This window comes from Candidatus Limnocylindrus sp. (genome assembly GCF_040397215.1).
Lineage (GTDB): Bacteria > Chloroflexota > Limnocylindria > Limnocylindrales > Limnocylindraceae > Limnocylindrus.
Genome location: NZ_JBBAWK010000002.1, coordinates 108,256 through 119,723 on the forward strand (window position 1 = coordinate 108,256; position 11,468 = coordinate 119,723).

General features: G+C 63.6%; 11 protein-coding genes. All 11 read left to right on the forward strand.

The features are described 5' to 3' along the window. The 11 genes from AC3LCN_RS01260 to AC3LCN_RS01310 all read left to right on the forward strand — a co-directional run bounded on the left by AC3LCN_RS01260 (nt 1) and on the right by AC3LCN_RS01310 (nt 11,411). On the forward strand, nt 1–1,788 hold the full coding sequence (locus tag AC3LCN_RS01260) for a single-stranded-DNA-specific exonuclease RecJ (protein ID WP_488648276.1): 1,788 nt from the start codon (nt 1–3) through the stop codon (nt 1,786–1,788). Then, nucleotides 1,785–2,993: a TolB family protein gene (locus AC3LCN_RS01265; protein ID WP_488648277.1), complete on the forward strand. Its 1,209-nt coding sequence runs from the start codon at nt 1,785–1,787 to the stop codon at nt 2,991–2,993. Before AC3LCN_RS01260 ends, AC3LCN_RS01265 begins: the two co-directional genes overlap by 4 nt. A gap of 100 nt (nt 2,994–3,093) precedes the next feature. Next, nucleotides 3,094–3,309, forward strand: a complete 216-nt coding sequence (gene tatA / locus AC3LCN_RS01270) for a twin-arginine translocase TatA/TatE family subunit (RefSeq protein WP_488648278.1) — start codon at nt 3,094–3,096, stop codon at nt 3,307–3,309. Between the two features lie 18 nt (nt 3,310–3,327). Further along, nucleotides 3,328–4,044: a twin-arginine translocase subunit TatC gene (gene tatC, locus AC3LCN_RS01275; RefSeq protein WP_488648279.1), complete on the forward strand. Its 717-nt coding sequence runs from the start codon at nt 3,328–3,330 to the stop codon at nt 4,042–4,044. Next, nucleotides 4,044–4,934 carry an RNase adapter RapZ gene (rapZ, locus tag AC3LCN_RS01280; protein WP_488648280.1) on the forward strand — a complete coding sequence of 297 codons (891 nt, stop codon included), beginning with the start codon at nt 4,044–4,046 and terminating at the stop codon, nt 4,932–4,934. Before tatC ends, rapZ begins: the two co-directional genes overlap by 1 nt. A 3-nt stretch (nt 4,935–4,937) precedes the next feature. Continuing rightward, the gene (locus AC3LCN_RS01285; protein WP_488648281.1) at nt 4,938–6,236 is read left to right on the forward strand and encodes a gluconeogenesis factor YvcK family protein; all 1,299 of its coding nucleotides are present in this window, start codon (nt 4,938–4,940) and stop codon (nt 6,234–6,236) included. Further along, the gene (gene whiA / locus AC3LCN_RS01290) at nt 6,233–7,072 is read left to right on the forward strand and encodes a DNA-binding protein WhiA (protein ID WP_488648282.1); all 840 of its coding nucleotides are present in this window, start codon (nt 6,233–6,235) and stop codon (nt 7,070–7,072) included. Before AC3LCN_RS01285 ends, whiA begins: the two co-directional genes overlap by 4 nt. 7 nt (nt 7,073–7,079) lie before the next feature. Beyond that, nucleotides 7,080–7,901, forward strand: a complete 822-nt coding sequence (locus AC3LCN_RS01295; protein ID WP_488648283.1) for a triose-phosphate isomerase family protein — start codon at nt 7,080–7,082, stop codon at nt 7,899–7,901. After that, the gene (gene gpmI, locus AC3LCN_RS01300) at nt 7,901–9,442 is read left to right on the forward strand and encodes a 2,3-bisphosphoglycerate-independent phosphoglycerate mutase (protein WP_488648284.1); all 1,542 of its coding nucleotides are present in this window, start codon (nt 7,901–7,903) and stop codon (nt 9,440–9,442) included. The genes AC3LCN_RS01295 and gpmI overlap by 1 nt, the downstream gene beginning before the upstream one ends. A gap of 71 nt (nt 9,443–9,513) precedes the next feature. Continuing rightward, nucleotides 9,514–9,735, forward strand: coding sequence for a preprotein translocase subunit SecG (gene secG / locus AC3LCN_RS01305; protein ID WP_488648285.1), 222 nt, complete (start codon nt 9,514–9,516; stop codon nt 9,733–9,735). 14 nt (nt 9,736–9,749) lie between these two features. Next, a complete protein-coding gene (locus AC3LCN_RS01310) occupies nt 9,750–11,411 on the forward strand; it encodes an ABC transporter substrate-binding protein (protein WP_488648286.1) in 1,662 nt (553 codons plus the stop codon). Nucleotides 11,412–11,468 lie beyond the last annotated feature (57 nt).

Here is an 11,468-nt window from a genome sequence, read left to right on the forward strand (position 1 = left end):
GTGCCAGCGCGGGCGTGGCGCCTTGAGCCGGTCGCGACCCTTCTCCCTGCCGCCGACGGCGAACTCCAGGTAAGCCCAGAACTCTTGCAACTCTTTACCGATCTGCTCATCCCCAAGAACCTGCACCTTTCGCTCGCGACACTCCTCCATAGCCGCGGCCTAGCTGACCCGATCCATGCGCGCCAATTTTTAGATCGCAACGACCGCACCTTGCATGATCCGCACCTCCTCCCCGATGCAACGGGGTTGATTGCGCGCTTACGCGCCGCCGGCGACGAGGGGGAGCCTGTCCTTGTAGTCGGCGATTTTGATGCAGACGGACTCACTGGAGCGGCGATCATGATCCGAGCCCTCCGCGCGATCGGCGCGATCGCTGAGGGGTACATCCCACAACGCGACGGCGATGGTCACGGCATTCCCGAAGGGGCGATCGCCGCCGCATTGGAAGACGGAGTTGAGCTGATCCTCGCGGTGGACTGCGGCACTGCCGATCGCGCACGTGTAGCGGAAGCACTCGAAGCGGGGATTCTTGTCGGCATCATCGATCACCATGCGGTGCCACCTGAGCCGGCGCAGGCGGCTTGGCTGGTGAATCCGAATCGACCTGATTCAATCTATCCGTTCCCATTTTTGGCGGGGAGCGGACTCGCCTTCAAAATTGCCCAAGGAGTACTTGCCGATCACCCGCAACGCCGTGAGATCTTGGCAGAGCTCTCCGTGCTCGCAATGGTTGGTGGCATTGCCGATATGGTTCCGGTTGCCAATGAGTTCAGGGTGATTGTGCGCTCTGCGCTGAAGGTGATGAATGGCGCTGGCACGATGCCTGTCGGGATCGCAGCGCTCCTTCGTGCGGCCGGCGCAGAGCCACCCTATCGTGCAGAGGTTTCTGGTTTCACGATCTCGCCACGCGTCAATGCTGCGGGGCGCATCGGCGACGCCGCTCCAGGCCTGGCGCTACTCACGACCGATGATCCCGCCGAGGCTGCTGAACTAGCGGCGCTGCTAGAGCGGATCAACCTCGAACGGAAAGAGTTGACGAAGGTTGCAATTGACGAGGCGCGGGCACTCCTCGGACTCGTACCGGGATCGGAACGCGATGAGGATCGTGCCTTTCTCGGAGATGGCCTCGTCGCGGTGCGTGGCCCATGGTCGGTTGGGCTTATCGGTTTGATCGCTGGTCGTCTAAGCGAAGAGACGGGGCGACCGGCACTTGTGGCGCACGATGATGGAAGTGGGGCACCGCTGCGTGCATCGGTACGCGCGCCGAAGGGCTTCGCTGTCGCCGCGGCACTGCAGGAGGCGAGTGACGCCTTGATTCGCCACGGTGGACACGACGGTGCGGGTGGCTGCTCGTTTGTGGCCGAGGTGTGGGGGAGACTCCTCCCTCGGTTAAGCGCCACCTGTGCAGGACAGGCGAAGGCGCGCACACCAGAGCTATCCGTTGACCTCGCGGCGCCCATCGGCGGTCGCACCCCAATCGACCTTGCCGCGCTCGCGGATCACCTCGCGCCGACAGGGATGGGGAACCCGGAGCCCACCTTCCTCCTGCGGGGCATCCCACTCACCGCGGTACGCCTGGTGGGGGATGGCCGCCACGCACGGCTGACGCTCTCTCTGGACGGCCTTGCAGTCGAGGCGATGGCATTCGGTCGGCCCGATGCCGACCAGCTGGCGGGGAGCACTATCGATCTTGTCGTGCGAACAGCCCAACGGACCTATCGTGGGTCGTCACGGATTGAGGTGCACGTTGTAGATTTTCGGCCCGCTGTGCTGGGGGAGAGCGTATGAGTGAGAAACGATCGCTTCGCCCCCTGCCGCGCACCCGCCGTGCTGCCCCGCAGCCATTCCATGGCGCGAAGCCACCAACGAATCGCGACTTGATGAGTAGAGACGGCGCGCAGCGGCGTTCGTCTAGCCCAGCTCCGATCGTTGCGGCCCTCTTGCTCGTGCTACTTGCAGCCGGGAGCCTCGTCGGCCTGTCGCTGAGTACCCCAGCCCCCTCAGATATTCCCAATAGCGGGCCTGAGGTGACGGAAGGTATCACCGTTGCTGGAACGATTGCCTTCGGTCGTGGCGGCTCGGTCTGGAGCGTGAGCGGAGCCGGACTGCGTCAGCTCACTACCGCGGCCACCGATTCAGACCTTGCCTGGAGCACCGACGGCGTCTGGCTCTATGCCATCCGACACCGGACAGAAACTGGCGGTCGCTTTCTCGGAAGCGGAAGCGTGCAGAAATACGAGATGAACGTTCCCACCCTCCTCCGCCTCTCGGCATTTGGTGGCGGCGAAGAGGTGATCTTTGATGGTCTGATCCTCGGATCGCGTCCTGCGCTAAACTGGTCTGGCTTCATGTATGGACCGGCCCTTGCCAGTGATGGTCGCATCGCCGTCGCAACGGATTACCGTGGCCGCGACATTGGCACCGATGTGGTCGTTCGCGTCTTGAGCAGTGATGGGTCAGCAATTTCGACGCTTTCACTTCCGCACGTTGCGCCATTCGGTCACCAGGACCCCGTCTGGAGCCCTGACGGCACCGCCCTCTACTACGTTCAGAATGGCCTCGCTGAGGGGACCTCGTCGTCGCGAATCATTCGCTACAACATCGCCAAGAAGACCACGACACAAATTGGCGCGAAGGGTTTCGTGCAGCCTGCGGTCAGTCCAGATGGCCGATGGATCGCGGCGACGCGCATTTCGGCGCGCGGCACCGATGTGGTGATTTTGAGGGCAGCGACTGGTGAGGTCGTGCTTGAGATCACTCGTACGGGCAAGTCGTGGGCCCCAGCCTGGTCACCGACGGGTGCACAGCTCGCCTACCTATCGGCTAGCGGGACCCTAGCGAGTCTCAATCTCGCCTCATTTAGCGTTTCACCATCAGGTATTCCTAATCCACCAGTGATCCTGAGTCCCCTCCGCGATCCGGTTGATCCCAATGTGCGACCCGCATGGGGAAGCCTGGATACCGCACGTGTGAGTGGGAGCCCCTCGCCCTAGTTCCCCTTCGGCTCGCGAGTCCAGCCCTACCCTCGCGCGGGGGCGTCGCCTCGCTATACTCCCCTCCTAAGGGCGCCAGCCCATTACGAGGAGGTTTCATATGCCAAACGTCGGATTCCCTGAGCTGATCCTAATCCTCGCCGTCGTACTCTTGGTCTTCGGACCAGGAAAGCTCCCCGAGATTGGAAAGGCCGTGGGTACCTCGTTCCGTGAATTCAAGGATGCAACGTCGGGAACTTCCGCGGCGCCTGCCAAGCCACGTGCCAAGAAGGCGACAAAGCGCGCCGTGGCGTCACGCTCAAAGCGAAAGGCGTAACGTCGGTTCGAGCCGATCATGCCTCGCTCCCGTGAGTTAAGCGACGCACCTGCGCCGCTCCTCGACCATCTCAAGGAGCTCCGTCGCCGTGTCGGTATCGCCCTTGTCGCCGTTGTCGTCGGTGCAATCTTCACCTTCGCCTGGTGCGATGCCCTCATTGCACTCCTGCGCACACCACTCGGTGGCACCCCCCTCTACTTCGTCGGCATTGGCGACGCATTTGGGATTCGCATGCAACTCAGCCTCATCGGGGGCGTGGCTCTGGCGATGCCGATCTGGCTCTGGCAGGCGTGGGCGTTTATAAGGCCAGGCCTTACAGACTCGGAGCGTCGTGCGGCGCGGCCCTGGATTCCGCTCGCGCTCCTCCTCTTTGTCGTTGGCGTTGCGGTGGCCTGGGTCGTCTTGCCGTTTGCGGTGAGCTTCCTCCTCTCCTTTGCTACCGACGATCTCACCCCACTCATTGCCGCTGATCGCTACTTTGGATTTGTCGGTTCACTCATGCTCGTATTCGGGCTGGCAACGGAGTACCCAATCCTCCTGGTCTTCCTCTCGCGCGTAGGCATCGTCACCTCGACCAAGCTCAGCCGCTGGCGACGGAACGCGCTGGTGCTCGCCGTGGTCGTGGGCGCGTTCGCCACTCCGGGGACTGATCTTGTCAGCCCAATCGTCCTCTCTGTTGTGCTCTACGTGCTCTATGAGCTCTCGATCTGGCTCGTTCGGGCAGGGGGGCGCTAGTGGCGACCGCCGCCGTGCCGCACAAGATCGTGTTGCTTACGGGGCTGTCAGGTGCGGGGAAGAGCACCGCGACGAAGTCTCTAGAAGATGTCGGATTTCGGACGATCGACAATTTGCCGAACGATTTAATCCCTGCGCTTCTTGAAAGGATTCGACTCCAGCCCTATCGGTTCGCGCGCCTCTGCCTCGTGATTGATGCCCGCGATGGTGATCCGCGATCCAGCATTGATGCGGTCCGAGATGCGAGCGCAGCAATTGGCCTTGAGAGTCGTGTCATTTACCTGGATTCGCGCGACGATGTGCTCATTCGGCGCTTCAGCGAGACTCGGCATCGTCACCCTCTCGGCGGCCCAATTGATGCGCCAAGCGATGTTGCAGGGGCCATCCGATCCGAGCGGGACCTACTCAGCGCGTCACGCGAGATTGCCGATGCCGTGATTGATACGAGCGACCTCTCAGCCCGCGAGTTGCGCGATCGGCTGGTGCAAGAGGTGTTAGGTGACAACGCGTCAATCTCCATTCACCTCACCAGTTTCGGCTACAAGCATGGGATCCCTCTCGATTCAGATCTGCTCTTTGATGTGCGATCGGTAGCGAATCCGCACTGGGTCCCAGAGCTGCGGCCGAAGGATGGTCGTGACGGCGACGTTGCCGCCTACGTGTTGAACGATCCAGTCGGAGCGTCCCTTGAGGCGTCAATCGCGGCGTTTGTCGTTGCCACGCTAGAGACCTACCTCGGTGATGGTCGTGGTCGTCTGAGCATCGCGATCGGCTGCACAGGCGGCCGCCATCGTTCGGTGGCGATCAGCGAGTCGTTGGCTGCGAAACTGCGGGCGCAGGCTGGAGCGCACACGGTCCATGTTCACCACCGCGATGTGGAGCGCACCTAAGCGGTGGGTCGACTCGGCTGGCTGAAGCCTGGGCTTGGGGTAAAGCGCTGGCTGCTCCTGGCCTTCCTCGGTGCCGGGACGATCGCGCTCGGTGTCCTGAGCGGGATCCGCGCACTCGCCACAGGGGCGCAGCTCCCAGACCCACTGGTCCAAATCGCTGAAGCGATGGCCCTGCGCGATCTCGATCCGATGGTTCGTGGCGCCGTTGCGGCCGCCCTAGGACTGCTTCTGGTGGGGGTTGGGCTGGGTGGGCTTGCGCGGGCAGCGATCCTGCCGTACCGCACAGATCGACCGGGGGTCTCCCTGCTTGAGCTCCTCGAGCGCCGTCGTCGGCTGGCTCGCGGGCGTCGCGTGGTGGTGCTCGGTGGAGGAACGGGGCTAGGGACTGCTCTTCGTGGCCTGAAGCTTGAGACCGCGCATCTCACCGCGATCGTTTCAATGGGGGATGACGGCGGATCCTCGGGTGTTCTGCGAGAGCAACTTGGAATCCCGCCCGTGGGCGACCTACGGAACTGCCTCGTCGCACTCTCGGACTCGGAGTCGACAGCGGCCGATCTTCTGCGCTTTCGACTCCCTGCTGAGCCTGGCGCAGCACGCGGGCACGCAATTGGCAATCTCTTGCTCGCCGCTGCGATCCACCAAGAGGGGGGAGACCTTGAGCGTGGCGTTGCGCGTGTACATCGCATCCTGAATGTTCGGGGAGAGGTGATCCCTGGAACAACTGTCGCGCTGGAGCTGGTCGGCACCACGACCGACGGCGCAACCGTTCGTGGTCAGGCCCAACTGGCACGCACACGCCACATCGACCGCATGCGCATTACACCTGAAGGGGCGCGAGCAACTCCGTCAGCGATTACGGCGATTCAGCAGGCCGACCTAATCGTGCTTGGCCCAGGCTCTCTCTACACCAGCGTGATCCCACATCTGCTTGTTCCGGAAATTCTTGCAGCGTTACAGGCACGGCGCGCGCCGCTGGTGTGGGTTGCGAACGTTGACGAGCAAGAGGGGGAGACCGAGGGGATGGATCTTGATGCTCATCTTGCAGCACTCGAGGCGCATGGAGCGTCGGGCCTCATTGACGGCATCCTCGCCACCTCTGCAAGTTCGCGCCGCGCTGGAGCGGTCGGCGGCGTGCCAATCGCGCCAACGCTGCACCACACCACCGATGCGGAGGGTCGTAAGCGTCCACCACTCTTCGTTCGCGATATTGCCTCCCGGCGAACGCCGCACCTGCATGAGCCGAACCTCCTCTCTCGCGCGCTCTTGCGCCTCCCACTGCGCGAGCCTCGACGCACACGATGAGTCGGGTAGAGGCGGACCTCGTCGCCTCAATCCGTCATGAACTCGCGGCAATCCGACCAGCCCGCACGTGCTGCATTCAGGCGGAGCTCGCCGCACTGGGCGATTCAGGCCGTCGCGTCGATGTCTCCCTGGCACGAGCGGTGCACGAGCTGGGCACGGAGCTCTCTCAGCGTGGATCTACGAGGCTCTGGGTAGGATCGCCACGGAGCCAGGCTGAAGGTTGCGCCACCGACTTGGGCTCTGCGCGATCGGCGCAGCACTGTCGCCTCGCACTGCTGCGTGGTCGGCTCCTTGCGAGGGGATCACTTTCACTCGCTTCAGGAAGTGTGCACCTTGAGATCAACGTCTCGTTCGCAGAGGCGACGCATCTTGCTCAACTGACAGAGATAGATCAGCTTGGCGGACATCGGCGCGAGCGACGTGGCAAGGGGCTGCTCGTATGGAAGGGGCGCGATGTGCTCATTGATCTGCTGCGGCGACTCGGTGCAACTGCCGCAGTGGCCGAGATGGAGGCCCGTGGCATCGGCCGAGAGGTTCGCGGAAGCTTGAATCGCAGCGTGAATGCTGAGACCGCGAATCTCACGCGTGCGGTGCACGCTGGGATACGGCAGGCGCGAGCCTGCACCGTGGCGATAGAGGAGGACCTTCTGCAGGCTGAGAGCTTGCACGCACGGGTAGCCCGCGCTCGATCGGGAGCCCCCGACGCAACCCTTGCCGAGCTTGCGGCCGAACTTGAGTTGGCGCGTTCCACGGTGCAGCGAGCACTCGCCGAGATTGAGCGTCGTGTCAGTGCGGCGCAGGCAGGCGACCACTCAGCGGGGCAACCTCTGCGATGATTCACGCATGAGCAGCCGGCAGATCACGGTCATTGCGAACTGGAAGGCGAACCTTCCGCCCAGCGAAGAGGTCGCGCTCGCCAAGGAGATTGCCGAGGGGGTGGGAGGCGCACTGCAGGCCACGGGGAGCCCCTCAAGCTTGCGAGTACTTCTTGCACCGAGTGCGCTCGGACTCGTCCCTGTCGCCTCGTTGCTCCGACGGGAGTACCCCCAGGTCGGAATAGAGGTCGCCGCACAGGACTCTTCACTCGATATCTCTGGGGCATTCACTGGTGAGATCCCGGCCGATCATCTCGTCGGGATCGCCTCTGCCGTCATCGTAGGCCACTCGGAGCGCCGACGAGACCATGGTGAGAGTGATGAAGTTGTAGGCCGAAAGCTCGCCCGAGTGGTAGCGGCAGGGCTCGCACCTGTGCTCTGCCTCGGCGACGACCTCCCTGAGGCCGAGATCGCAACACGCGTTGCCTCTGTGCAAGCCCAATGTGTGGCGGCCTTTACGGCCGCGGAGCGCGCCGGGTGCAGCGCCGCGCAACTCTTCGCTGCGGGCTTAGTAATCGCCTACGAACCCGTCTGGGCGATTGGCACCGGCAACCCGGCCTCAGTGGAGATAGCTGAGGCGATCGCCAGCGGCCTACGGAGCGCGCTACATCGCGAGGAGCTCCCGGTGCTCTATGGGGGATCCGTAGACGCAGCTTCAGCAGCAACATGGTTCGGTGCGCCAACAAAACGGACCGCTCTCGATGGCCTCCTCGTGGGCGGAGCCTCCCTTCACGCCGATCGCTTCGTTGCCATCGTGCGTGCCGCGCTGGCCGCGACGGAGCGTACGTGATGCCGGATGCCACCCGTCGCCTTGCACTAATTATCGTTGACGGGTTTGGCGTCGGCGACGGCGGCGCATGTGATGCCATTGCTGCAGCCTCTATGCCGAACTGGCGTGCGCTCTGCGCGCAGCACCCCCATACGACACTGGGGGCGAGCGGCGAAGCGGTTGGACTTCCGGCTGGCCAGATGGGGAACAGCGAGGTCGGCCACCTGAACATCGGGAGCGGACAGCGCGTACCGCAAGACCTTCCGCGCATTGATTCAGCGATTGCAGACGGCTCATTTGCGCAGATGGCTGGCCTGCGCAGCGCACTGGGCGTGGCGCAAGAGAGCGGTCTGCATCTGATCACGCTCCTTGGCGGCGGCGGCGTGCATGCCAACGATCGCCATGCAATCGAGGTGTTGCGCGTCGCTCACGAAGCCGGTGTCGCGCGAATTCTCGTTCACCTGCTCCTTGATGGTCGCGATACGCCACCCCGTTCGGCCGCGGCCGCGCTCGCCTCGTTTCAGCAGCGCATGAGCCAGGCCGCGCCTTCAGCACAGATCGCGACCATTGGTGGGCGCTACTTCGGCATGGATCGTGACGCGCGTTGGGAGCGCACCGCCGCCGCGCTTGACGCGATTGTTCTGGACGGCGGTCGTTTGGTGGCCAGCCCAGGTCTCGCTCTCGAGGAGGCGTACACGCGCGGTGAGAGCGATGAGTTCGTCCTTCCGACGAGGGTGGCGCTTCGCGACGCAGCAGCGATTCGATTCGCTTCCTCCGACGTGGTGATCCATGCAAATTTTCGCGCCGATCGAGCGCGACAACTCATTCGTGCGCTGGCGGCACCAGAGTTGTCTGAACTTGCTCGTCCCGCCACTCTCCCAGTGCGTTGCTGGGGGATGACCTCCTACGGAGAGGGAGAGGGGCTCGCACTCGTGCAGCCAATCTTCGGGCCCTCTGTTGTGCCATCACTCGCTGGGCTCGTTGCCGCCGCGGGCATGCGCCAGCTGCACGTTGCAGAGACAGAGAAGTACGCCCATGTGACCTACTTTCTGAATGGTGGCATTGAAGATCCGTTTCCAGGCGAACGGCGTGTTTTGGTACCTAGTGACCGCGTCGCCACTTACGACCTGGCACCCGAGATGCAGTCAGCGGCGATCGCGGCGGCGGTTGTCGCCGCACTCGAACATCGAGACGAGGGGCTGATTGTCGCCAACATCGCCAACCCCGACATGGTCGGCCATACGGGCGACTTTGCCGCCACGGTACGCGCTTGCGAAGCCACTGACCGCGCCATTGGCGCGATCGCAGCCGCGGCGGCGGCGGCTGGCGTGACCCTGATGATTACGGGCGACCATGGCAATGCTGAGGAGATGTGCGCCGCTGACGGTTCGCTGGTCACGAGCCACACCTTGCAGCGCGTACCCCTCATTGTTGCGTACGGCGAAGGTGTCGGGTTAGCGCTGGCAGAGGGGGACCTCCGAGATATCGCCCCTACCGCCTGCGCCCTCTTGGGCCTGCGCCCTGACCCGGCAATGACGGGGGAGTCACTCCTGCGGCCCTAGCCTCCGGGCGACTCCTGCGTGGGTCGGGTGGTAGAGTGATTGGAACAAGAGATAGTCTAGTAGGAGGACCGATGAATCCAGTATTAGCACTCGGACAGATCGTCGTCAGCGTCTTTTTGATCATTGCCATCCTGATGCAGTCCCGAGGGATCGGCCTCAGCTCTGCCTTTGGCGGAGACTCCAGCGTCTATCGCTCTCGCCGCGGCGTGGAGCGCCAGCTACTCCGCTTCACGGTCGCTCTGATCATCCTCTTCGTTGGCTTCTCGGTTCTCGGCTACCTCCAGACGAACTAAGTCGGACCGCCCTGGTGAGCAGGCAGTACGGCGCTCGACAGGGGATCAACCGCAAAATCGCAGTGGTGCTCTTGGCTGCCGCCGCATTCTTCGCCGGCGCCGCCCAGCTCGGCCTTATCAGTGCTCAAATTCCAGGCATTGGTACGCCAGGCGGAGAGTTGCCATCTGGCGAAGGGGTGCTGACCGTTGGCATTGTGGGAATCGCCTCAACCCCACTGCCGCTCTTCGCTGAGACCGCTGCCGATCGTGCCGTTGTATCACTGACCTATCGAAGCCTGACGCGCCTTGATGCCAGCGGGTGGCCAGGACCGGACGTGGCCTCGGCGTGGAGTGTCGCCGCCGACGGACTCTCATGGACGATCACCCTAGACCCAGCTGCGCACTGGCAGGACGGATCCACGGTGACCGCGGCCGATGTGCTGATGACGATCTCGATCGCGTCGGAGCTCGGCACCGCGGGTGGGTATTGGCAGTCGATCACTGCGGAAGAGGGCGATAACGCTGGCACGGTGCGAATGAGCGCTTCACGGGCGCTGGCAAACCTACCGACGATGCTCGGGTCGCTGCCACTCCTCGCTGCGACACAGTTTGCCGGGCTCAGCGCCGCACAGATCCCAAACTCTTACGCGGCAAAGGTGCCGCAGGGGAGCGGCCCGTATCGCATTACGAGCATCTCCTCCGGGGGCGCTGGCCTGGTTCGGCGGACCGATCTACTCGCCCCAGACGTGGCAACCCTCACAGCGGCCGGCACATCAGCAGAGAAGATCGCGCTCTACTTCTTCCCCGACGCCGCATCGGCACTGCGCGGCTGGAGCACAAGTTCGCTCGATCAGCTTGTGGGGCTCGATGTGGCCGATGCGCGTCGCGGCACCGCTGCGCGAGGCATAACGATTGAGCTCGGCTCAACGGTCTTCTCGGGGATTGCGACGAACCTGCGACCAGGGGGCGTGCTGCGTGATCCTCGGTTGCGAGCGGGCCTAGCGGCGCTCCTCGACCCAGCTGCGATCACCAACGTATTCGGGGGCTCCATTGCACGGACACCCGTGTCGCCGCTCTCGTGGGGCTGGAGCGCACTTCCTGACGCAACGAGTGGCGTTGACTATGCGACGAGCCTCTTCAAGTCGGTCAAGTGGAAGCGGGGGGCCACGGGGTGGTCACTGCCAACTGGCGCGGCGGCGAGCCTGGAGATCCTGACCCTTCCGGCGCTGGCGCACCCTGCTGACGCTGCGGTCGCGGCGCAAGCGGCGGCGGCGTGGACGGCCTTCGGTATCCCAACTCAAGTGACAGAGCTCTCACCTATCGACCTCACCAGCCGCCTCTCATCAGGAACATTCCAACTTGCCGTTCTGAACGTCGATGTCGGCATTGATGTTGATCTTTACCCGCTTCTGGGGTCGGGGGCAGTCCTGACGGGCGGCAACGTCGCCGGAATCCAGCTTAAAGATCTCGACCTGTTGCTCAATCGCGCTCGCCAGCCAGGAGACCGAGCTGCACGCACGGCATCCTTGGTGGCCCTGCAGAAATGGCTTGCGGAGACGAACTACATCTTGCCAATCCGCTTCCGCGCGGTCGAACTCTTGAGCTCAAGCCGCGTCGCTCAGGTGGCCCCAATGCTCGTGGACGAGCCAGAGAGCTACCTGCGGGCTGTGCTATCCTTCCGCCTCGCGACCCCCTAAGAGATTAGGGGGTTCGAACGGGTCGAGGTGGCGGAATTGGCAGACGCGCTGGCTTCA

Bases quoted from the DNA above. Each gene is read 5' to 3' on its own strand.
- AC3LCN_RS01295 (WP_488648283.1), top strand. From the start codon at position 7,080: ATGAGCAGCCGGCAGATCACGGTCATTGCGAACTGGAAGGCGAACCTT.
- whiA (WP_488648282.1), top strand. From the start codon at position 6,233: ATGAGTCGGGTAGAGGCGGACCTCGTCGCCTCAATCCGTCATGAACTC.
- secG (WP_488648285.1), top strand. From the start codon at position 9,514: ATGAATCCAGTATTAGCACTCGGACAGATCGTCGTCAGCGTCTTTTTG.
- gpmI (WP_488648284.1), top strand. From the start codon at position 7,901: ATGCCGGATGCCACCCGTCGCCTTGCACTAATTATCGTTGACGGGTTT.
- tatA (WP_488648278.1), top strand. From the start codon at position 3,094: ATGCCAAACGTCGGATTCCCTGAGCTGATCCTAATCCTCGCCGTCGTA.
- AC3LCN_RS01265 (WP_488648277.1), top strand. From the start codon at position 1,785: ATGAGTGAGAAACGATCGCTTCGCCCCCTGCCGCGCACCCGCCGTGCT.
- tatC (WP_488648279.1), top strand. From the start codon at position 3,328: ATGCCTCGCTCCCGTGAGTTAAGCGACGCACCTGCGCCGCTCCTCGAC.